Annotated in this window: 16 protein-coding genes; 11 read left to right on the forward strand and 5 right to left on the reverse strand. The window is 52.3% G+C overall.

Annotation, left to right across the window (positions count from 1 at the left end; all coding sequences use genetic code 11):
• Positions 1-3 precede the first annotated feature (3 nt).
• Entirely contained in the window at positions 4-885 is an 882-nt protein-coding gene (locus MFFC18_RS16475) for a sulfotransferase family protein (RefSeq protein ID WP_157665249.1), read from the reverse strand.
• Between the two features lie 200 nt (positions 886-1,085).
• Between MFFC18_RS16475 and MFFC18_RS16480 the strand changes: the two genes are divergently transcribed.
• The 4 genes from MFFC18_RS16480 (at position 1,086) to MFFC18_RS16495 (ending at position 6,948) form a co-directional block, all read left to right on the forward strand.
• On the forward strand, positions 1,086-1,904 hold the full coding sequence (locus tag MFFC18_RS16480) for a class I SAM-dependent methyltransferase (protein ID WP_075086275.1): 819 nt from the start codon (positions 1,086-1,088) through the stop codon (positions 1,902-1,904).
• A gap of 221 nt (positions 1,905-2,125) precedes the next feature.
• Positions 2,126-3,631 carry a glycosyltransferase gene (locus MFFC18_RS16485; RefSeq protein WP_075086274.1) on the forward strand — a complete coding sequence of 502 codons (1,506 nt, stop codon included), beginning with the start codon at positions 2,126-2,128 and terminating at the stop codon, positions 3,629-3,631.
• Between the two features lie 78 nt (positions 3,632-3,709).
• On the forward strand, positions 3,710-5,683 hold the full coding sequence (locus MFFC18_RS16490) for an ABC transporter ATP-binding protein (RefSeq protein ID WP_075086273.1): 1,974 nt from the start codon (positions 3,710-3,712) through the stop codon (positions 5,681-5,683).
• Positions 5,683-6,948, forward strand: coding sequence for a glycosyltransferase family 4 protein (locus MFFC18_RS16495; protein ID WP_075086272.1), 1,266 nt, complete (start codon positions 5,683-5,685; stop codon positions 6,946-6,948). Before MFFC18_RS16490 ends, MFFC18_RS16495 begins: the two co-directional genes overlap by 1 nt.
• Before the next feature lie 32 nt (positions 6,949-6,980).
• Here MFFC18_RS16495 and ppc read toward each other — a convergent pair whose 3' ends face one another.
• A complete protein-coding gene (gene ppc / locus MFFC18_RS16500) occupies positions 6,981-9,731 on the reverse strand; it encodes a phosphoenolpyruvate carboxylase (RefSeq protein ID WP_075086271.1) in 2,751 nt (916 codons plus the stop codon).
• Between the two features lie 132 nt (positions 9,732-9,863).
• Here ppc and xseB point away from each other — a divergent pair, with 132 nt between their 5' ends.
• Both xseB and MFFC18_RS16510 read left to right on the forward strand, forming a co-directional pair.
• On the forward strand, positions 9,864-10,235 hold the full coding sequence (gene xseB, locus MFFC18_RS16505; protein WP_075086270.1) for an exodeoxyribonuclease VII small subunit: 372 nt from the start codon (positions 9,864-9,866) through the stop codon (positions 10,233-10,235).
• Between the two features lie 79 nt (positions 10,236-10,314).
• Positions 10,315-11,223, forward strand: coding sequence for a M28 family peptidase (locus tag MFFC18_RS16510; RefSeq protein ID WP_075086269.1), 909 nt, complete (start codon positions 10,315-10,317; stop codon positions 11,221-11,223).
• An 81-nt stretch (positions 11,224-11,304) separates the two neighbouring features.
• Here the strand turns inward: MFFC18_RS16510 and MFFC18_RS16515 are convergent, their stop codons facing one another.
• Positions 11,305-12,597 carry an adenosylmethionine--8-amino-7-oxononanoate transaminase gene (locus tag MFFC18_RS16515; RefSeq protein ID WP_075086268.1) on the reverse strand — a complete coding sequence of 431 codons (1,293 nt, stop codon included), beginning with the start codon at positions 12,595-12,597 and terminating at the stop codon, positions 11,305-11,307.
• 102 nt (positions 12,598-12,699) lie between these two features.
• On the opposite strand from MFFC18_RS16515, the gene MFFC18_RS16520 reads away from it, so the two are divergent.
• Positions 12,700-13,281 (forward strand): paraquat-inducible protein A, encoded by a 582-nt coding sequence (locus MFFC18_RS16520; protein ID WP_075086267.1) that lies wholly within the window; start codon positions 12,700-12,702, stop codon positions 13,279-13,281.
• 125 nt (positions 13,282-13,406) lie between these two features.
• On the forward strand, positions 13,407-14,858 hold the full coding sequence (locus MFFC18_RS16525; protein ID WP_084417400.1) for an MlaD family protein: 1,452 nt from the start codon (positions 13,407-13,409) through the stop codon (positions 14,856-14,858).
• A 46-nt stretch (positions 14,859-14,904) separates the two neighbouring features.
• On the opposite strand, the gene MFFC18_RS16530 is transcribed toward MFFC18_RS16525, so the two are convergent.
• Positions 14,905-15,726 carry a putative RNA methyltransferase gene (locus MFFC18_RS16530; RefSeq protein ID WP_075086265.1) on the reverse strand — a complete coding sequence of 274 codons (822 nt, stop codon included), beginning with the start codon at positions 15,724-15,726 and terminating at the stop codon, positions 14,905-14,907.
• Positions 15,727-15,869: 143 nt separating this feature from the next.
• Entirely contained in the window at positions 15,870-17,063 is a 1,194-nt protein-coding gene (locus MFFC18_RS16535) for a winged helix-turn-helix domain-containing protein (protein WP_075086264.1), read from the reverse strand.
• A gap of 192 nt (positions 17,064-17,255) precedes the next feature.
• Here MFFC18_RS16535 and MFFC18_RS16540 point away from each other — a divergent pair, with 192 nt between their 5' ends.
• From MFFC18_RS16540 to MFFC18_RS16550, 3 genes are all read left to right on the forward strand, one after another.
• Positions 17,256-19,193, forward strand: a complete 1,938-nt coding sequence (locus MFFC18_RS16540; RefSeq protein ID WP_075086362.1) for a redoxin domain-containing protein — start codon at positions 17,256-17,258, stop codon at positions 19,191-19,193.
• Positions 19,194-19,350: 157 nt separating this feature from the next.
• Complete coding sequence (locus tag MFFC18_RS16545; protein ID WP_390176073.1) at positions 19,351-20,712, forward strand: PQQ-binding-like beta-propeller repeat protein; 1,362 nt, start codon at positions 19,351-19,353, stop codon at positions 20,710-20,712.
• A 674-nt stretch (positions 20,713-21,386) separates the two neighbouring features.
• Positions 21,387-22,088 (forward strand): PEP-CTERM sorting domain-containing protein, encoded by a 702-nt coding sequence (locus MFFC18_RS16550; protein WP_075086261.1) that lies wholly within the window; start codon positions 21,387-21,389, stop codon positions 22,086-22,088.
• The last annotated feature ends 1 nt before the right edge of the window (position 22,089 follow it).

Consider the following 22,089-nt stretch of genomic DNA (forward strand, 5'->3'; position numbering starts at 1 on the left):
TTATCAAACCATGGCCCGGGCTGAAGTTGCTGGAATCGAAAGGTCCCAATAGTCTACCGGCTTCCCGGCATACTCAAGAAACTGTGCTGACTCTTCCGCGAGTCTTCCCAACACAAAACGCTTCGTTTGCGATGGCCACTGAATCTTTTTCGCAAACGGCTTTCGAAGCAAGTCATTGTCTTCCAACAACAACCGTCGATTCTCCGGGATCAAACTCCAGGCTTTCGACGCTATTCTCGACGTTCGAATCCGCCGCATCAGCACAGTGTCGTAGCGTTTCTGACTGCCTGGATTTAACTGCCGTTTGGGATTTTCGATTTGAACTTCGGGATCCGCGCCAAGAAACTTAAAGCACTTCCGCAATTCGAACTGTTGGTTCGCAAGGAGATCTTCAAAGAACAGGATATGAATCTGCTGGTCATCGAATCGTTTTCGGTATGCTTCGAGTCTTGACCAATAACTTGTGTCGTCAAGTATGTTTGGGAAAGCGCGAAGCGTCTGCTCCAGATCATGAGGCACATGAACTCCGTACTTGTGCCCACTATGATGATGCTCACGATAGCTCGATTCGATTCGGGTGAAAGGATTCCTCGCGATGAAGATAAATTTGGCATCCGGATAGAACTCGGCCATTTTGCTCACAGCAAAATCTTCAAAGTTTTTCGCCGTGTAAAAGGTGCTTCCTTCCCCGCCAATACGTCCGGCCGCTTTCGAAAAAAGATCGGCATACCATTCCCAACCTCGGTGATACGCCATGGAGAAAAAATTCGGTTCCTTGATCTCAGGAATATAGATTTCAGGATGGTCTCCCAGCAACGAACAAAGCGTTGTCGTGCCGCATTTACTGAACCCGGGGACGAAAAACTGAACGTTTGGCTTAAACATGTTTCTTCCTATTGTCACCATTTCTAGATCTAACTTTCGACAACACTCAATGGTATCGATTAGTCGATTCAATTCGATCACTTCAAGTTTGCGGAAAACGTAGACCATTCTAACGAGGCAAGATTTTCGAATTGTTTTAGTTACAACGATTTGTTACCGATACCAATCATCAGTTGGCAACAAAATGGAGAATTCAAGAAATGCGTACTGCTCTTAAGAATCTTGCGAAAAAAACGTTGAATAAAAACGCGACCACAAACTGTTCGCGTCCTTCAGCCAACATGGTGCAACTGAAAGACTCCCGGATGGCCGGGATCTTCCTGCACGAGACCGGTCAGATGTACGACGGCTTTGCCATAACGTCCGATGACGTTGTTGTGGACATTGGCTGCGGGGACGGATGCATTTCAGTCTTTGCCGCGAACCAAAAAGCAAAAGTTATCGCAACTGATATTTGCCCGAACAGCGTCGAGCAAACTCGAGCCAAGTTGAAGAAGTCACCGGCCCGCGAATACGAAGTTCACGTGAGTGACTCGACGCCGCTTCCGCTGGAAGACAACATCGCCACAAAAATCATTTGCCGTGAAGTTCTGGAACACGTTGACGACCCGGCCGCGGTCATGAGTGAACTGTTTCGAATCGGCAAGCCGGGTGCTTCCTATTTGATCACTGTCCCGGACCCATTGGGCGAGTCCATCCAGAAAAAGATTGCTCCGAAGGCTTACTGGGAAAAGCCAAATCATGTACGAATTTTCGAACGCGAAGAATTCTCTCAACTGTTGGAAACCAGCGGACTCGAAATTGAAAAACGGGACTCGCACGGTTTCTATTGGTCGATGTGGTGGATTCTTTTCTGGGCCGCAGGACAGGAACTGGGCGAACCGGAACAACCGATTCTCAGCCACTGGACGTCCATTTGGAATGAACTGATGGACAAACCGGAAAGTCATCACATCAAAGAAGCGTTGGATGACTTCATGCCCAAAAGTCAAATTCTGATTGCCAGAAAAGCCGCATAGTTTTTCGAATTGCGACGTTGCAACGCTTCTGTCGAAAAGCGAGAGACCAGTTTGTTCGCTTGCAGATCACAGACGCATGGACTGACTGGTTCGAGCCATTTGTCTGGCGGCTATTATTTAGTCGTCGTATCAGCAGATCGCTCTGCGTACCGATACGTAAAAGAATGTCGCGGCTTTCACCGCATCTCAAAACTTGAACTCAAGATTTTTCAGAAAACAGCATGGACGCTCGTGAGGAAAATGGTTTCGCTGTGATTCGAAGTGAGCCTCGAAAGGTCATTCTCTTAAGCTCTTACGGCACGGGAGCACAAAACGGAAAGAACTTGGGCTCACCGGGTTACTCGCATGACATCGTGATGCAGCTTTATGCTCCGCTGTTGAAATCATGGGGAGACGTCATCTCGATTGCGGACCCGTGGAACAATCTTGAGTCAGCTATTGTTGATGCTCGAGAACGTGGCCTCGACCCGATCCATCTGTCAGTAATTCCCTGCCAGGACGCATACCTGTCCGTGAATGCTCCAAACGTTTTAATGCCGGCATGGGAATTTCCGGATATCCCCGATCACGACTTTGGTCTTAATCCTCAGAACGATTGGACGAAAGTGGCGAGCAAGTGTGACGCCCTGATCGTAAGTGGCCCATTTACGTCCAACGCATTTCGGAAATCGGGCGTGAAAGTTCCAATTCATCATGTGCAGGTTCCGACACCGGAGTCCTATTTTGAATTGAAACCGTGGCGGAATGATCAAACGCGATCAATCAAGTGCACTGGGTATAGCTTCCAACACGACGAGAAAGAAGCGGATAAAATCCCACTTCCGATTGCAGCGCCGCACAGAAAACCCAAATCCGGACTAAAGAAAGTTGGCCGGAAGGTAGAAAAAGCGATTCGCGACAGAGTCCGGGCAACGGTCAATGACGAACTCTATCGCAAGATATCCAATCGATTCAAGAAGTCCAAAAAGATCAACATCTTGCCGGCAAGATTTGAAGTGGACCAGCTCGACCTGAGTGGCGTTGTATACACCAGCATTTTCAACCCCAACGACGGCAGAAAAAATTGGCAAGACCTGATCACTTCCTTCCTGGTGGCTCTTGGCGAAAGGGACGACGCGACACTGGTTGTAAAGCTGGTGACGCGAGACAGCGTTGCCGTCGCAAAGTTTCTGCGATTTTATCGGGGCAGGGACATCGACCAGCGTTGTCGCGTGATCGTAACTTCGGAGTATCTCACGGACCAGCAGCTCGTTGATTTGACGGAAGCATCGACCTATTACATTCAGACGACCAAGGCTGAAGGCAACTGTCTTCCACTGATGAATTTTCTGGCCGCTGGCAGACCCGGCATCTCTCCGTGCCATTCAGCGATTTCGGATTACTTTGACGATGAGATCGGATTTGTTGCAGACTCAAACCCCGAGCCCGCTGCATGGCCACACGATCCACATTTACGAACGCGTTCAACCTGGGGGCGGCTGGTTTGGACTTCGATGGTCGATCAGATTCGCAAGAGCTACCAAATCGCGAAAGATTCCCCGGAAACATACAACGAAATCAGTCAACGCTCTCGCGAGCGACTAAGAAGTTGGGCCAGTCCCGACTGCGTTCAAGGGAGACTCATTGAAGCATTGGACGACGTCTACGAATCTCGCTCCCATGCAGATCCCGTTCACGAAAACGTTAGGCCGGCAGAGGTGAAACGACCTACTCGAAAAGCTGCATGAATCGAAATGTTCTGGTTCATACACCCGAACGACTACCTCGCCACGCTTTCAACTCGTAAGAATGTTCAGTAACTGACGATGATAAATTTCCTCAGAGTTATCAAACTTTCGTTGGTCAACAAGTGGAAGATTACCGCGTTGTTGGTCAATTCGTTGATCATCGGCCTGCTGTGGGGCTGTAGCATTTCCGCCGTCTACCCTTTCGTCGAAGTTGTTTTCTCAGGGAACACGATTGAGACGTGGCTGGTTTCGGAGATCGAAAAAACGGACGAGAAGATTGCTGAGCTTCAAATTACGTGCTCAGACCTAAAGTTGAAAGTTGGCGATTCTGGCAATTCGACTCAGCTTCGTAACGAACTCGACACCCATTCGCGAAGACTGATTGCCGAAGAGAAAGCGAACCAACTGTATCGCACCGTCATGCCGTGGATCGAAGGGCGAGTCCCCCAGACACCGTTTGGGACGTTGGTTTTCGTGATGAGCACGCTGATCATGATCACGATTATAAAGGGCGTTTGCCTCGTTCTCAATTCAGTGCTAGTCGCTCAAATTGCACAACGCACTGCGCTGGTCATGCGGCGACAATTCTACTCGTCTGCCGTCAAGATGGATCAGTTGACGATCGACCAGAAAGGCACATCAGCAATGCAGACGATGTTGATTTACAACCTCAACCTCGTCACCGCGGGTTTGATCAGCCTGTACGGAAAAGGTACGCGTGAGCCTTTGAAAATGCTGGTCTGTCTGGTGTTGGCGGCCTGCATTTCGTGGAAATTGCTGCTCCTCACGATGGTCGTCGCGCCGATCGCTGGCTTTGTAATCAACCGCATTTCCCAACACATGCGAACGGCCGCCCAAAGAGAACTTGGGGGAATCGCGGGCGTCCTGCAATCGACAATGGAGTCCTTGAGTGCTCTGCGAACGGTTCGCATTTTCAATCGGGAACGCACCGAGAAAGCCCGCTTCAATCGCTTTTCGAAAACGCTTTACAACCTCGGCGTCAAGCAAGCGTTCTTTGATTCGCTGCTCCGACCTACAACAGAATTGGCAGGCATGGTCTGCGTTGCGATTGCCTTGCTGGCCGGCGGATATCTGGTTTTGAACGACACGACGCACCTCTTGGGCGTGCGAATGAGTGACAGGCCGATGACGGTCAGTTCGGTTTTCCTGTTTTTTGCGATGCTGGCCGGAATCAGCGAACCGGCAAGAAAGATGAGCGAGATCTACAACACGTTGGTTCGCGCTGACGTTTCTTCCAAAGGGCTTTACGATTTCTTCGAAGTCGAACCGGAAATCCAAACGCCAAAAAACCCAAGCCAGCTACCTCTCCATTCCAAAGGGATTCGTTTCAAAAGCGTAAACTTTGCCTACAACTTGAAACAGATCACGCTCAAAAGGTTGGATCTGATCATCCCCTTTGGGCAAACCGTTGCGTTGATTGGACCAAACGGATCAGGCAAATCGACGTTGATCAACTTGCTTGCCAGATTCTACGACCCGCAATGGGGAGCCGTGCTTATTGATGGTGTCGACATCAAGAATGTCAATCCGCGTCACGTTCGCAAACAGATGGCGATGGTGACTCAGGATCCGGTGCTTTTCAAAGGTACTGTTCTGGAGAACATTCAGTACGGCAACATGAATGCGACAAGCGATGATATTCTTCGAGCTGCTGAAATGGCTCGTGTAACGGACTTCCTCGACGTACTTCCAAAAGGTTTCGACACGATGGTCGGCGACCGAGGGAACACCCTTTCAGGCGGACAGCGACAAAGAATCGCGTTGGCTCGCGCGATCGTGGCGGATCCAAGAATTCTGTTTCTTGACGAAGCGACCAGCCAGGTCGACGTTGCCTCCGAACAGCTAATCCATGATTCTTTGAAGCAGTTTCTGAAGCAAAGAACGACGATCATTATCTCCCACCGGCCCGCGACCCTTGAAATCGCAGATCGAGTCATTGTGCTTGAACAGGGTCAAATCGAGGAAGATTTGAGCTCAACAGAATACTTTGAACGATACGGCATTAAGCTTGATCGAAAGAGAGTCGCTTGATGGGAATTAGATCCGAAAACCAAAACGGTTCTCACCCTTTCGTTGTCCTGTACGACGGAATGATTTTTCACCGACAGGAAGCCGGAGGCATCAATCGGTACTTCGAAAAATTGATCGAACATCTTCCTGGGAATGTGCGACCAGCGATCACACTTTCCAAATGCCCGACGAACAATTTCCCCAGAAGCAAACGTCTCCAATTGTTCGTCAAAGGCTTCGATCTACCGCGTCCATTTCGCAAAGTCTCGAGAGCGATTCGCGCGACGCGTCTAGAATCGATTCAAAAGAGTCTCTCGCCAGACTTGATCCACGCAACCTATTACGACACCTTGGGCGGATTTGATAAAATCAGCAGCGGACCGCCATTCGTGGTTACCGTTCACGACATGACCCACGAGAAATTCCCGCACTTGCTTGATCGAAATGGCAAGCATGCGGAACTCAAGCGGCGGGCCATAAAACAAGCGGATGCAATTATCTGCGTGTCTCACAACACCAGAAATGACCTGTTGGAAATGTACCCAGAATGTGAATCGCGTACGAGAGTCGTCTACCATGCGACTGAACTGGGAGACAGTCTGCCCACTGACGCGATGCCCTTTTCTGACCGACCCTACATTCTTTACGTAGGCAGTCGATCACGATACAAAAATTTTGATGGCTTGTTGCGAGCGTTTCAAATCGTCATTGCCCGCGATCAGGAACTTCAACTGCGTACAGTTGGCAATGAATTCACAAAGAAGGAAAGACAACGCATCGCAGAGCTGGGATTGACGGACCATGTCGCTAACGAGGGAATAGTCGATGACAGCCAACTGGCTCAGCTGTACCGAAACAGCCTCTGTTTCGTCTATCCTTCATTGTACGAAGGATTTGGATTGCCGCTGCTGGAAGCGATGAGCTGCGAAACTCCAGTTTTGGCATCCAACAATTCCTGCATCCCGGAAGTAGTTCGGGATGCGGCATTGCTATTTGATCCGAACTCAAAAACGGATCTGGCAGACGCGCTGACTTTCCTTCTCCAGAACCCTTGTGTTCGGGAACAACTCGTCATCGAAGGAAGGATGCGTTGCAGTGAATTCAGCTGGGAAAAATCAGCGCGGCAAACGATGCAAACCTATCAGACTGCGATTTCCGCTGCGAGAATTCGCATTGGCAACAAATTGTCGACAGATCATTTTTCCGGATCGATTTTACCGACTCAAACTCGCTGGTTGCCGCCCATGACGAAGCCGGGAACTCGAGCCGGACTAATGACGTCGTGATGTAAAAACGAAGCAGCCGATACGAACTGTCGTTAGCCGACGTTCTGCAAACCGGCTGCGATTCCGTTGATCGACAACACGATCGAACGCTGTAGCTGCTCGAGATCGGCTTGATCCGGATTACTGCGGATCTCTTTGAGCAACGCGACCTGAATATAGTTCATCGGATCGACGTACGGATTGCGGACTTTGATACTGTGCTGCAACCACGGCTCCGTTTCCAGTATCTCTTTCGTCCCCGTGACCTTCAGCAGCATTTCGCGGCTGAGTTCAAACTCGGCTTTGATGTCGCCAAAGATCGCATCACCGACTTTCGGATCCGCAAGTTCGGCGTACATACCCGCGATCTCCATATCCGCTCGGCCCATGCCAAGATGGACATTCGCCAACATTGTGCGGAAGAAGGGCCAATCCTTGTGCATTGATTGCAGCATCGCCAAACGCGAGCCGTCCGAATCGTCACCCAGCCACTGCGAAAACGCGGTTCCGATCCCGTACCATGACGGCACGTTGGCACGTGACTGCGTCCAGGCAAACACCCAGGGAATGGCTCTCAAATCGTCCAACGTTCTTGTCACGCGGCGGTGAGAAGGACGAGAGCCGATGTTCAACCTGTCGATCTGATCGATCGGCGTCGCGGTCTGGAAATAGCTCAGAAAATCAGGATGGTCGATCAAGCCGCGATACTTTTTCCACGCGACCGAACTGAGTTCATCCATCGCTTCGGACCAATTGTCGATATCGTCAAACTCAGGACGCGAACCGGTCGAACAAAGCACCGCGTGCAGCACCTGTTCGAGGTGTCGTCGGGCGATCGCCGGAACGCTGTAGCGCGAACTGACGACTTCGCCCTGTTCGGTGATGCGAATTCGACCGCGAACAGATTCGGTTGGTTGAGCCAGAATCGCACGATTGGTCGGACCGCCGCCGCGACCGAGCGAACCGCCGCGACCGTGAAATAGCGTCATGCGTACATCGCATTCGGCACAAGCCTGAGCCATGTTTCGCTGAGCCGTGAACAGCATCCAGTTGGCTCGCATGAAGCCGCCGTCCTTGTTGCTGTCGCTGTAGCCGATCATGATCTGCTGTTTGTTGCCGCGAAGTTTGAGGTGCTCCGCATAGGCAGGATTTGCAAACAGGGCCTTCATAATTTCCGGCGCGGCCATCAAATCGTCAACCGTTTCGAATAGCGGCACGATATCGATCTTGCCCAGCAGGCCGGCGTCTTTGGCGAAAACCAGAATCTCCAGCAGGTTACTGACGCCCTCAGTCATGCTGATGATGTATGTCGTGATGCTCTGTTCCCCGATCGCCTGATGAGCAAGCTTGACCGTCGCGAACAGATCCAGAAGTTTCGCCGTGCCAACCTTCCGCTGATCCGCGTTAGCCGAATGATCGGAATCGTCGGCTGCAAACTTGGTAAGCGTTTCGATCCGGGCCGCCTCATCGAGCTGCGAATACTTTTCGCAAAAGCCAAGCGAATTCAGCAAGTCGTCCATTGCCGAGCGATGCGTTTTGGCGTGCTGCCTGATGTCCATCGACGCCAGGTGAAAACCGAAAACCTGCGTGGCACGAATCAGCCGCTCCAATCGCCCGCGAGCCAATCGCCAGCCCTTGTTGTCCAGCAAACTTTGGCGAATCGTTTCCAGATCCTCGCGAAACGCGTCGACATTTGGATACGCCCGGGGTGAAATCGGATCGCCCTTCCAAGCTGATTCAGAATGCTCACGCGTGGCCCGCAAGCGTCGAAACATCATCACCAGTTTTTGACGATAGGGCTCATCTTTGAAACGATCGATCGTTTCGTACTCTGACGGATCCAGCAATTCGCGATCAGAATCGATGCTGTCCATCAGCGACTCGCCAACCCCCGTTCGCGACTTGCTGCAGCTAAATAGTTCATACAGGGCATCGATCTCGTGAAGATAAAGCGTCAGCACGAGTTCTTGCTGAGCCTTCAACGCATCGACCGTTGTGTCGACGGTCACGAACGGATTGCCATCACGGTCTCCTCCGATCCACGTGCCGTAGCTCAGGAAGCTCGGCACATCAAATTCTTCGTCCGGCCAGACATCGTTGAGCGCCTGTTCAAGCTCTTCATAGATTCGGGGCACCAGATCGAAGAGCGTGTGCTCGAAAAAGTACAGTCCCGTGTTGCGGACTTCATCCATCACCGTCGGCTTGCGGTGCCGCGTTTCGGCGGACTGCCACAGCAGCGTAATGTAGTCGTGCAACAGTTCGCGCAGTCGGGCTCGTTCGGTCGACAGAATGCCCTGGCGATTGATGCCAGCCAGCAGATTGGTGACGTGCCGCAGGATCTCGCGGATCGTTTGTCGCTTCGATTCGGTCGGATGTGCCGTGAAGACGGGGACGACTTCCATGCTGTGGAAAAACGTCTGCAATTCTTGCGGCGAAACGCCTTCCTGCTTGAGCGTTTCCAGCGCCGCGGCAATCGTTTCGTCCATCGGCTGTCCGGACTCGTAGGCTTCCTCGGCGCGCTTGTCCAACACCGTGACGCGTTGATGTTCTTCGGCGAGATTGACCAACTGAAAATACGTCAGGAACGCCTTCAAGGTGGACTCAGTCAATTCCAGATTACCCATCAGCTTGGGCATCAGCTCCGCCAGCCGTTCCTGAGCCGACGCGTCGCCAGTTCGCCATTGCTTGGCGAGCGACCGAATTTCTTCTTCGAGTTCGAAAGCTTCCTGGCCTTCTTGGTAAACGATCGTTTCACCGAGGAGGTCTCCGAGCGTGCGAATGTTGGAGCTGATGTAGTTCTTCATTTTGGCGTGATGGAGGAGGTTTTTTAGCGTATTCGAACGCTAACAATGTACCGCAGCGGAGGCCTCGCGATGAGGGGGGCGAAGGCGTGTTCGCCACCTGACAGTTTGCGGCGGTCTTGCTATCCTGATGACATGGCGAAAAAGAAATCATCGAAAAAGAAAGCGGCAACGAAGGACGCGGTCGCGTTTGAGGCTTCGTTGGAAGCATTGAAGGAAATTTTGTCCGACCTTGAGGAGGGCAATCTGCCGCTTGGTGAGTCGCTGGAAAAATATGAAGCCGGCGTGAAGCATCTTCGCCATTGCCATGATTCTCTCAACGAGGCCAAGACGCGTATCGAGTTGCTGGAGAAGATCGACAAGCACGGCCAAGCGGTAACCAAGCCGTTTGACCATTCGGCGACCGTTGAAGAGACAGAGGTTTCGGACGAAGAAGCCGATTCGTTGCAGGAGGAATTGGACGAGGCCGCGGAAGACGATGCCGATTGGGATGGTGGCTTGTTTTAGCTCTCCGCTCATCGCAACTCACGCTTGCTTCGGGATATGATTTGTTGCCGATTCACGACAATAGCCAGCCAGAAAACGCATGCGAGTCATCTCTTCCACATCGATCAAACCATCTTCGGCCAGTCCGAACGTTCAGCCGTTGCTCGATCGCGTCGATCCAGTTTGGCTGCGAGACGTTGTGGAAGCAATCTCAAAGCCACGGCAATGGACGGCTCAGCGAGAACAGAATCGCGAAACAGCCAACTACATCGAAACCCAGCTTGGCGACTTGGGCTACAACACGTTTCGCCAGAGTCCGTTCGACAACATCGTTACGGAATTCAATCGTGACAAACCCGTCACTATCATCGGGGCTCACTACGATAGCGTGCCGCAAACTCCGGGAGCCGACGACAATGCGAGTGCCGTGGCGGCGATGCTGGGCTGCGCGAAGGCCGTCGCGGAATTGAGTTTGCCAGTTTGCTTTGTGGCTTTCAATCTCGAAGAAGAAGGCCTCGAAGGCAGCCGTTCTTTCGTGAACGACTTTATCAAGAAAGAAGACATCGACGTCGACGTCTGTCATGTTTTGGAAATGGTGGGCTATTGCGATCACACAGAAGGTTCGCAAAGACTACCCAAAGGCCTACCCGTGAAACTGGCCCGATCCGCTGGCGACTTTCTGGCGATCATCGCCAATCGAAACTCCAACCATCTTCTGGACAGCACGGTTCAAACGGCGTCGACCTACGCGAGTGACCTGCCAGTGTTAGGGCTGAAAGTTTTCATGGGTATGGAGAAGATTTTCAAAGACCTGCGACGCTCTGATCATGCTCCGTTTTGGGACGCGGGCTACCCGGCGTTTATGTGGACCGACACGTCAGAGTTCCGCAATCCGCACTACCACCAACCAAGCGACACGCCGGAGACGCTGGACTACGAATTTCTGGCGAAGGTAGTGAAGCTTTTGGTCGCTGAAGTTGCTTCGAAAGAGTTGTCGCCGCAGCGTTGAACGCAGCAGCGCTGATTCGTTTTTGCCACTTCACAGAGTCTACATATCCTCGGTGATCTCTGTCCTTCTGTGGCGAAGCTTTTAAACAGCACCGACGCGGGAAACCGACTGAACCACTGAGTCGCATAGCTTGCCCAGCTGGGCGTGGGAAATCGTAAACGCAGGCGCCAAATAGATCGTATCGCGGATAGGACGAATCCAAACTCCCTGTTCGACGAACCCGGAAACGGCTTTTGAAACGTTCACCTCATCCTTCATCCGCACGGCTCCGACAGCGCCGAGACAATGGACCGAGTTGACGTCGTCGCATTCAGCCAGCGGCTCGAGTCGATCACGCAATGTTCTTTCAATCGCAGCAACCTGTTCCAATCGAGGCTCGGTCTCGAACAAGTCCAGCGATGCATTCGCAGCAGCACAAGCGATCGGATTTCCCATGAAAGTTGGACCATGCATCAGCGCCGCCTCCCAACGTTCCGAATGAAATGGCACGTAAACTTTGGCCGTTGCGATCGTGGCCGCCAGCCCAACGCTACAACCGGTTAGCCCCTTGCCGACGCACATAATGTCCGGAGCAATCTCGGCCTGTTGGTACCCGAACATCGTTCCGGTCCGGCCAAACCCGGTGGCGACTTCGTCTGCGATCAAAAGCACATCGTGCTTGCGACAAACGCGCTCAATTCGTTGGAGCGCCGAAGCTGAATGGAATCGCATGCCTGCCGCCATCTGGATCAATGGCTCGATAATGACTGCGGCCAGCTGATCCTTTCGCTGCTCAACGAACAAGTCAAAACTCGCTTCCTGTTCGTCCGTTTCCGGAATCGGTTGCGGGAATTGGTCCAACAGAAATCCTTTGAAGTTCGCATGCATGCTGTCGTCCGGATCGCAAACGCTCATCGCACCCGTTGTGTCGCCATGATATGCGTTTTGAAAACTAACGAACTTGTTGCGAGACGTCTTCCCGTTTGGCGACCGGTTGGCCCAGTGTTGCATCGCCATCTTCATCGCGACTTCAACAGCCACCGAACCTGAGTCGCTCAAGAAGACACGATTGCCATCACCCTCAAGACATGGAGCAAGCCGATCGGCCAGGCGGATCGCCTGGTCGTGCACGATTCCGCCCAGCATCACGTGCGGCATCGTTTGAGCTTGCGAGACGATCGCCTCAACAATCTTTGGGTGGTTGTATCCGTGACAGGCAGTCCACCATGACGAAATGCCGTCGATCAATTCTCGGCCATCCTTTAGCCGTAGCGTGACGCCGTTTGTCGATTCGACTTCGATCGGCGGCGAGGCCGTTTTCATCTGGCAATAGGGGCGCCAGAGGGAATGCGGAAGTCGGAATTCGGGTTTCGGAGCGTCAGAGTCGCGATTCATGCGTAATCGATATGGCGTCGGGACGAAACAGTGCTGATAATACGGAGGTACATACTACTACAGCTCAAACAACATTCCGACCTCCGCATTCCGCATTCGAAGATGCTCAAAGCCTGCCATTGCTGTGGACTGATCCACGAAATCCCTCAGCTAGAATCTGAACAGGCCGCGGCGTGCACGCGCTGCGGAAGCCAGTTTACCGAACCGGCGTGCCGTGACATTTCGGCGAGCCGGACTGCGGCGGCAGCGATCGGAGCCTTCTTGCTGTTTTGGCCAGCGATCCTGTTACCAATTTTGCGTATCGATCAGCTTGGGCTGACGCACCAAAGCAGTATCCTTGGGGGCACGATTGAACTGTTCCATCATGGCAACTGGTTCGTCGGAGCCGTCGTGCTTTTGTTTTCAGTCATCTTTCCACTGACAAAAATTGTGTTGCTGATCGAGCTAAGCTGGTTGGAACTTTTGCATCGCAAGCACAAAGCTTTCACGCTTCGCATGATGGAACATCTGGGCAAGTGGAGCATGATGGATGTGATGTTGTTGGCGTTTTTGGTGATGCTGGTAAAACTTGGCGACATGGTCGAGTTTCATTTCGGACCTGCGATCGTTGCGTTTACTTTTTGTGTCGCGATGAGCATGTTGGCGTCGTTGAGTTTTGATCCGCACGCGATTTGGGAAGATTGAATCGCTGATCCTCAGAATTAGGATGTATGCTTGAAAGCGTTCAACACGATGGCCTTTACGCACGAACCCTCCTCACGAAGTCAACGGAACCTATTGCGGCTGGAAGCCACGATTAAGAGAAATCTATGAACAACCCACCTGTTGCCGACATTCGCCCGAGATCCTCCAAGATGCACCAGCTGTTCGGCGGTTCACGTCTGTGGCTGCTGACGCTATTATGCCTGTTGATTGCCGGCGGACTGATCTGGTGGTCAATGCCGCAGCGCGGGACGACAATCCACATTCAATTCCCGGAAGGCCACGGCCTGAAAACGGAAGACACGGTTCGCTATCGAGGCATCGAAGTCGGCACGGTTGAGTCCGTTCATCTGGACGATTCGCTTGACGGCGTCGAAGTCGAAGTGTTACTTAAACCATCCGCAGAACAACTGGCAAAGGAAGGAACCCGATTTTGGGTCGTGCGACCGGAGCTTAGTTTGACTCGCATTTCCGGCCTCGAAACGGCGATCGGCCACAAGTACATTGGCGTTTCGCCGAATCCGATGGCGGACAGCGAGAACCGACAGACGACGCACCGGTTCCAGGGACTTGCAAACGTTCCAGTCGATACGCTTTCGGATTCCGGAGTCGAACTAATTCTCCGCGGCGACAAACGATACAGCGTCAGCAAAGGTTCCAACGTTACGTTCCGCGGAGTCGAGATCGGGACGGTGCTCGACGTTGCACTTTCTCAGGAATCCCGACATGTCGATGTCCGCGTGCGAATTTTTGATCAACACGCCACGCTGCTGACCTCTGAATCGAAGTTCTGGGCAAGTTCTGGTCTGGACCTCGACTTTCAGTTTGGATTCAACGGCGGTTTCAATCTGGACACCGAATCGCTGGAGACGCTGGCTCGCGGCGGCGTTTCAATGATCACGACGGGGCAGGGCAAGTCGGTCTCGCCTGGTGACATATTCACTTTGCACGCGTCTGCCGAAGACGATTGGTTCAAGAGCGCGGAAAAATTCGAAACCACAAATATCGCGTTACGCGGAGCAGTACCAATCAGGTCATCATGGGAGTCGTCGGGCTATTTTGGACGTTCCATTAAAACAGCTCAGTGCAACGGCATCGCGATCATCAACGGAGGCGAGCAGTTTATCTGGTTCCCGGCCGACGTAATGAGCAACTCGAAAAAGATTGGCTTTAATCTTGCTGTTGGAGACATCGAATCCGTTGGACTTGGGAGCATCCGCTCCGTCAAGGATTCACTGGTCGTGCGAATGGAATCAAAAGCCAGGATCGATGCTTTCGACGCGAGCAAAGACTTCATCTCCCCAGTGAAACCGATGGACGGCCTTGTGGTTCGCCAGTCGGCAGAACAGGACGTTCGCTTTCATCTCTCGATCGAGAAAAGTTCGATCAAGCCGGATGAAGACAACGAAAACCTGTGGGACGTGATCGATTTTAATGGCGATCGCAACGTCTGGCACGGCGCACCGGTAGTTTCTGCAGCCGACGGAAAATTGATGGGGATCCTGTTGATCGAGTCTCGCAAAACGAAGATCCTGACGGTCAACGGACTGGCGAACTAGAATCCGGCAGACGTGGATCATTGCGACCATCATCCGTCGCGCCGTTCTATTTGCCGCGGCAAAATAGCAACAGGTCCGCAGCCAACGTCACGTTCATTTGCTCGACGCCCTTCAAGCGACTCTGCTGCGAGTTCCGCACGGCTCGATAAGTCATTGCGAGCGCGTCGGCAATTTCGTCGGATTTGAGTTCGACGTGCTGAGTCCATTTTTTGTGTTGAGAAAGCACAAGGTTCGCGGCTTTCATCTCTTCCGCAACCATTTCCCAACGACTGCGGCGATGACCGGATTTCTGAGTTTGCTCCCGAAGCTCAATCAGATCTTCTTCGCCCGGAATGGCGACAACACAAACGCCATCAACGCTCAAAACGCGTTCAATTTCACTGACGGGTCGTCGTCCAAAAAGTGAAACAACTTGCTGAATGCATCCATCGGCTATCGGCAGTCCGCGATCGGCGTTCGCCAGCACCCACGTTGCCTCCGGCCAGCCACGCGCCGCCAGTTTGATCGCGCGGCGAGAGAGATCGATGCCGCAATAGCTGGATGCTGCGTGTGGGAACAGTGCCGGCCCAAAGCTACCTTCGCCGCAACCAAGATCGAGAACATTCTGCGCTGCAGACGAAGTCGAAGTCCACTCCCGCAGACTCTCAACCAGCCCCGCCGCGAGACCTCGTTCGAGCCAGCGGCGACGCGCGAGGACAGCCTCGTCGGAATCGCCTGGGTTGGAGGACTTTTTGTCCTGAGGCTGAGTCAGATTCCAGTAGCCTTCTTTGGCGCGATCAAAATTGTGTCCGCTGGCACAGCGCAACGACGAATCGCCTGGCTCAAGAGGCTGTTTGCAGTTTCTGACGGTGCATCGAAGTTCAATCATCGGCAGATTTTAGTCGATTCCAGCCCCCGACGTAAGTTTGACTGGGGCACTGAAACTGGGGCAGCACGCTCGGTTTTCAAAAGTGGCCTTTCTGTATCGACTCAGACCTGCTGCTTGCAACTCAGCGACGAACGGCTTGCCAATCAGTTCTGCTGACGCCGTTTCTGAACAATCCGCTTCACCTTCGCCGGCGACGTCTTGAGCAAGCGAAAATCTTCGCAGTTGTTAAACTTGAGGAAACGCTGCAGCTCTTTTTCGAACGCACCGAGAAACGCTTCATTGCCTGAAACCGAAGACTCCAACGCAAGATTTTGGATTAGCAACAAAGCATTATCTCGATCCACTTTGCAATCCATTCTGGCGACCAACATTCCGTCCCACAGAATCGGCAAACAAAAATACCCGTACTTCCGTTTGGCTTCCGGCACATAGCACTCAATCAGATAGTCGAACCCGAACAGAGCCTGCATTCGCTTGCGTTGGATTACGAGATTGTCGAAAGGTGACAGGATTTTGAGCTTGCTGCGGGCCAACGGCTTGCTCAGCAGCTTCAACGATTCGGGCATCGCGTAGTACGAATCGCCATCGACACGAACGGTCTGCAGCTCACCGCTTGAAACCATATCCTCCAGCGTCGTTGCAACGAGAGGTTTTGTGTTCTTGAGCAAGTACGCCATTTCGGCTGGTCGCCCCAATCCGTTTGCTCGCAAATATCGCCAGATCAAATACCGAGCGTACTCTTCCGGTTCCGGCGGCGTCGTATCAACGTTGTCCGGCAACACGCGTTCGGTCAGGTCGTAGACCTTGTGAAAGTTGCTTCGTCGCGGCACCATCAAATCGCCCTGCATGAACAGGACCTCAAGAGCACGCTTTGCGGGTCTGGTTTTCCATTCGCCAATCTTATCGCCCTTGTGCTCAAAATCTCTGGCCATCAAAGGACCTTCAGATTCGATTCGTTTCAGCACCATCTTCATCATCGCTTCATCGACCGTGAACCAATGCTTCATCTTCCCGGTCGAGAGTGCCTGCTTGCGAACAAGGCTGAACCGATAGTCGCGCATCGGAAGGTAGGCTGCAGCATGCGACCAGTATTCAAAAACCTGCTTGTCGGCCAGCAGTTGATCCAAATGAGCAGATTTGTATCGCGGATTGCGATTCCAAAGCGTGTGATGGTGAGCCCGTTCGATGACTGAGATCGCGTCGATTTGGATGTAGCCCAAATGTTCGATCGCGGAAAGCGTTGCCTTCGCTGCCGCACCGGATTGCCTGGCCGTTGGGAGCTTTTGTGAAAGCAAAACCAGTTTCCTGGCTTGTTCGATAGAAAGTGATTCAGACATATGCTCGCAGTTTCCCTGGAAATACTGGCTGACACAAGGACAATGCGGCTCTTCGGTCAGAACGCGCAAAAAAATAGTGGACGCAATTTACTGCTCGATATTTTGGCGAAACAATCTGATATAAGATCAGGGTACGGTTGGCTAATCGCATCTTCCGTCAACGATCCAGTACTCATTTCGAAACTTCAAAAAATGCCTGTTCGACAACTGCTGCTTTTGTTTCTCGTCGCCTGTTTCGCTCAGCCGATTTCAGCTGAAGAGACCAAACACACTGGCGAGATCGTTAAAGAATTCGTGTCACAGGATTATCGTGGCCAGGAATTCAAGCTGTCGGACGTGAAAGACAGAAAGCTGGTTGTGTTGGCGTTTTTGGGAACCGAGTGCCCGCTGGCGAAGCTATATGGCGGCCGACTTCAGACACTTGCGGACGCTTACGGGGATCGTGGCGTCACGGTGATCGGAATCAACTCCAATCGCCAGGATAACGTGACCGAAATTGGTGCCTACATGCAGCGGCACAGCCTCAAGTTCCGCATGCTCAAAGATGTTGGAAACAAAGTCGCCGATCAGGTCGGCGCAAAACGAACGCCGGAGGTCTTTCTGCTCGATTCCGAGCGTAAGGTTCGCTATCGCGGCAGGATTGATGATCAGTATGGAGTCGGGTACTCGCGACAGGAACCTACTGTGTCGTTCTTGCAGAATGCGATCGATGAGTTGCTGGCCGGAAGCGAAGTCTCGACGCCGACGACGGAAACAGTTGGCTGTCATATTGGACGGATCAAAACGCCTCAGGAAGATTCGGAGATCACGTATTGCAATCAGGTTTCGCGGATTTTGCAAACCCATTGCGTCCGATGTCATCGCGACGACGAGATTGGCCCTTTCACTTTGACTGAGTACGACGAAGTTGTGGGTTGGGCTGAGATGATCGAAGAAGTCATCGACGAGAATCGCATGCCTCCGTGGAATGCGAATCCGCAGCACGGAGATTTTTCGAACGCTCGCTATTTGACTGATAAGGAAAAACAAACGATCTCGCAGTGGGTCGAAGCAGGTGCTCCCCAAGGCGACGAAGCCGACTTGCCTGAACCGGATGAATATGTGAAAGGCTGGCAACTTCCCAAAGAGCCGGACTTCGTTGCCAACGTTTCGCCCAAGCCATTTCGCGTCAAGGCAGAGGGAGTTTTGGAGTACGAACATTTTCGCGTGGATCCAAAATTTACCACCGACAAATGGGTCAAAGCGGTTCAACTGCTACCGGGCAATCATCGAGTCGTGCATCACATCCTCGCATTCGCGGTTCCGAAAGGCCAACGGATGCGTGATATCGGTGGCGGCATCGATGGTTTTCTGGCCGGCTACGTTCCAGGTTTGACGGTCGAGGCGTTTCCGGAAGGTATGGCGAAACGAATTCCGAAGGGATCGACGCTGCTGCTGGAAGTCCACTACACACCGATCGGTAGCGTACAAACCGATCATTCAAAAATTGGCATCGTGTTCGCTGACGAAGACGAAATCACTCACGAAGTGATCACTACCAGCGGGATCAATGAAGACTTTCGGATCCCGCCCAACACCGCATCACATCCTGTGACGGCTCGATCACACCGACCAATTGGCGGTAGTTTGTTGCTGGGCATGATGCCGCACATGCATCTGCGAGGCAAGTCTTTTCGATACACGGCGAAGTATCCTGACGGCGAGGACGAAGTGCTGCTGGACGTTCCCAACTACGATTTCAATTGGCAAATGTCGTATCGCCTGACCGAGCCAAAACCGATTCCAGAAGGGACTTCGATTCAGCTGAACGCCACGTTTGATAACTCGAAGAACAACTTTCATAACCCAAATCCGGATCAGACCGTTCGTTGGGGCGACCAAACCTATGAAGAGATGATGATTGGTTACTTTGACATCGCTGTCCCAATCGATGACGAAATTCGCAGCTACAATTTCCCTCAGCTGATCGAGGCCCAAGGATTGATGTATCGCTTTGATAAAAACCGTGATGGGAAAGTCGTTAAATCAGAGCTTCCGGGTGCGATTCAAAAACGGTTTGGGCAATACGATCATGATGAAGATGGAGCAATTGTGGTCAGAGAGGTCGCCAGGACGATCGCGGAACGATAATGGAACGTTGGCGTTCGAAGCTTTGGTGCTTGCGTTTATAAGTCATGGCAATCGATACACGAGCATACCCAACGTGCCGTGTGGCTTGCAGCGGAAGCGAATTCGTTTTTAAAATGGCGTTCTCCCATGCGTTTTGTTTTCTTTCTTCGGAACACTCATGATCGATCGTCACCGCCGAATTGCCCTCTTCGTTGTTGCATTCACGCTCGCGGCTTTCACGTCCAGCCAGCCCGCCCGTCTTCGCGCAGACGATTGGGGACAATGGATGGGTCCCAATCGCGATGGCGTTTATTCCGAAAGCGGGATCATCGATTCGATTCCTGAAAGCGGATTGAAAGTCAAATGGCGAACGCCGATTCGGGGTGGCTACGCTGGCCCTGCAGTCGCTGGCGGGAAGGTTTTCGTTTTCGATTACGACGTCAAGGAAGGCAAGCTCGTCAATCGTCCTGACTTACGAGCAACGATGCAGGGCATGGAACGAGTCATCGCTTTGGACGAAACTGATGGTTCCGAAATCTGGCGCTACGAATACGAGTGTCCTTACGAGATCTCCTATCCGGCAGGACCACGATGCACTCCGACGATCGATGGAGATCGTGTTTACACGCTCGGTAGTGAGGGAGACCTATGCTGCCTGAATGTCAAAGACGGAACTCTGGTTTGGAAAAAGAGCCTCAAGGAAGACTTTGGAGCGGAAGTTCCGATGTGGGGATTCTCGGCGCATCCACTTGTTGACGGAGACATGCTTTACACGATGGTCGGCGGGGAAGGGCAAGGCGTTGTTGCACTGGACAAGTTGACTGGCGCTGTGAAGTGGAAAGCGCTGGACTCAAAGGCGGGCTATTGCCCTCCGTCAATCATCGAACATGCTGGCGTTCGACAAATGATCGTCTTCAGTCCAACCGGCGTCACGTCATTGAATCCGACGGACGGTTCGCAATACTGGACGATTGCGATTGAGCCACTGTACGAGATGTCAATCTGCCGCCCGATGCTCGACGGCAATCTGCTTTACGCCAGCGGAATTGGCAGTCAATCCGTCATGATCGAACTCGATCCGGAGAAACCTGCCGCGAAAGAACTTTGGCGAGGCAACCCAAAGAAATCAGTCTTCGGCGCGAACGCGACGCCGATGTTTGTGGACGGGATCCTGTACGGAAGTGACTGTCAGCTGGGCAAGTTTTTCGCTGTAGACGCGAAAGACGGGACCCGCCTTTGGGAAACTTTTGACGCGACGCTGCCGACAGAGAAACGCCGCGCGAACCACGGCACCGCGTTCGTTACGCGGTTGGGCGATTCGAATCGCTACCTGATCTTCAGTGAAGTCGGCGACCTGATCGTTGCCGAATTGACGAAAGAAAAGTACCAGCCGCTGGGCAGGTTTCACGTTCTCGAACCGACAGGCGAATGCTTCGGTCGCAACGTCGTCTGGTCTCACCCGGCCTACGCGAACAAAACGGTTTATGTGCGAAACGACAAAGAAATTGTCGCCGTCAGTTTGGCCAAGCCGGCAGAGTAAGCGGATCTAATAACCGATTTCGACAAATGGCATTCATCGGAAATTGGGATTTGATGCGCGCAAGTCAAATCAGATTCGCCTCTTGAAACTGGTTCCAGGAAGTTTCTTTGCTCAGTAAGGATTAAATTTTCGAATTTCTGAATTCGTTTTGACTGCCAAGTTTCGTACATACGCCTGCGCAATGTACGCTTCATTCGTGACTCCATCAAGAAACTTCGTGGTTTCGGAATGGAGACTCGAGCGTCTGGAATGCTGAACGCAAATTCACTCGTCCTTCCTTTCGGCGAGACGCTAAAGAATTCGTCTTGAGGGCATTGTGGCCAGTCAAAACCGTGCTGGATGTACTAATAAACACCCTTTTGGAGCACAGGAGAGGGCCAACCCTGGTTTTCAAAGTCGGAAGAAAACGCCCGCATCATAAAAAGCAACAAACGCAATAGCCGACGTTAAACAACGATCGTCGAGCGGCCACAGATTTCTGGGCGATAGAGTCTAGATGCTGACGACAGCTTGAACCTTGAAACGCCTAACTGACCACCTGGTTTGATTGCTCGGTTCACGATGCCCCTGACGCCTGTAAGATGATCCGTCGCAGAAGAACCGTGGATGCTTTCCTGGTTTCTTTGACTAAAGGATGCACTTTGAAACGCCCCATGATAAATGGAATCGCCCCTATGCTAAAGAAACTTTCTCTCTCCATCGCTTTGATCTCAACCGCTATCTTCACCGGCAGTGCTTTGGGAGACGTCGTCTATTTGGTGGACTACAACACGGAAATCAGCACTGACGACTACAACCCGAACTATGACCAGGCTGACAACGGTAGTTCAGCAATTACTTACAGCGATGCAACAGGTCTCGACGGATCACGCGCAGCACAGATCGATTTTGATACCTCGACTGGGCCTCAGAACGTCAGTTATTTTACAGATCTGGCTGCTTCCGAAATGAACGCTGCGACCTCTGCGGACGCATCGGACTACATACTTTCATTTGACATTCGAATCGAAGGATTCGACACGGGACAAACGCAAGTCTATTCTCCCTATGAACTGAAACTTGGAGATGTTAGTTTTCAGGGAAATCTAAACGCTACTGCATCCTACCAAACTGTTTCTGCCAACCTTGGCGATTTGAGCATGGGCGGAGCCGGAACTTTTGACTTGACGGACTTCGATAGCGGCCAGCAGTTCAAGATTGGATTTTCGAACTTTGGCACCAACTTGACGGAGCAATTTGGTTCAGATGCAGACAACCGATACTTCGTCGACAACGTCACACTGTCTCAAATCGATGCGGTACCAGAGCCAACTACTTTGGCCCTGATTGGACTCGGTGTTCTCGCGTTTGCTGGAACACGCAAACGTAAAAACTGAT

Origin of the sequence: Mariniblastus fucicola (assembly GCF_008087665.1) — a bacterium.
Classification (GTDB): domain Bacteria; phylum Planctomycetota; class Planctomycetia; order Pirellulales; family Pirellulaceae; genus Mariniblastus; species Mariniblastus fucicola.

Coding starts and splice junctions, on each gene's coding strand:
- MFFC18_RS16475 (WP_157665249.1), bottom strand. CDS start 885: ATGTTTAAGCCAAACGTTCAGTTTTTCGTCCCCGGGTTCAGTAAATGC.
- MFFC18_RS16480 (WP_075086275.1), top strand. CDS start 1,086: ATGCGTACTGCTCTTAAGAATCTTGCGAAAAAAACGTTGAATAAAAAC.
- MFFC18_RS16485 (WP_075086274.1), top strand. CDS start 2,126: ATGGACGCTCGTGAGGAAAATGGTTTCGCTGTGATTCGAAGTGAGCCT.
- MFFC18_RS16490 (WP_075086273.1), top strand. CDS start 3,710: ATGATAAATTTCCTCAGAGTTATCAAACTTTCGTTGGTCAACAAGTGG.
- MFFC18_RS16495 (WP_075086272.1), top strand. CDS start 5,683: ATGGGAATTAGATCCGAAAACCAAAACGGTTCTCACCCTTTCGTTGTC.
- ppc (WP_075086271.1), bottom strand. CDS start 9,731: ATGAAGAACTACATCAGCTCCAACATTCGCACGCTCGGAGACCTCCTC.
- xseB (WP_075086270.1), top strand. CDS start 9,864: ATGGCGAAAAAGAAATCATCGAAAAAGAAAGCGGCAACGAAGGACGCG.
- MFFC18_RS16510 (WP_075086269.1), top strand. CDS start 10,315: ATGCGAGTCATCTCTTCCACATCGATCAAACCATCTTCGGCCAGTCCG.
- MFFC18_RS16515 (WP_075086268.1), bottom strand. CDS start 12,597: ATGAATCGCGACTCTGACGCTCCGAAACCCGAATTCCGACTTCCGCAT.
- MFFC18_RS16520 (WP_075086267.1), top strand. CDS start 12,700: ATGCTCAAAGCCTGCCATTGCTGTGGACTGATCCACGAAATCCCTCAG.
- MFFC18_RS16525 (WP_084417400.1), top strand. CDS start 13,407: ATGAACAACCCACCTGTTGCCGACATTCGCCCGAGATCCTCCAAGATG.
- MFFC18_RS16530 (WP_075086265.1), bottom strand. CDS start 15,726: ATGATTGAACTTCGATGCACCGTCAGAAACTGCAAACAGCCTCTTGAG.
- MFFC18_RS16535 (WP_075086264.1), bottom strand. CDS start 17,063: ATGTCTGAATCACTTTCTATCGAACAAGCCAGGAAACTGGTTTTGCTT.
- MFFC18_RS16540 (WP_075086362.1), top strand. CDS start 17,256: ATGCCTGTTCGACAACTGCTGCTTTTGTTTCTCGTCGCCTGTTTCGCT.
- MFFC18_RS16545 (WP_390176073.1), top strand. CDS start 19,351: ATGATCGATCGTCACCGCCGAATTGCCCTCTTCGTTGTTGCATTCACG.
- MFFC18_RS16550 (WP_075086261.1), top strand. CDS start 21,387: ATGCTAAAGAAACTTTCTCTCTCCATCGCTTTGATCTCAACCGCTATC.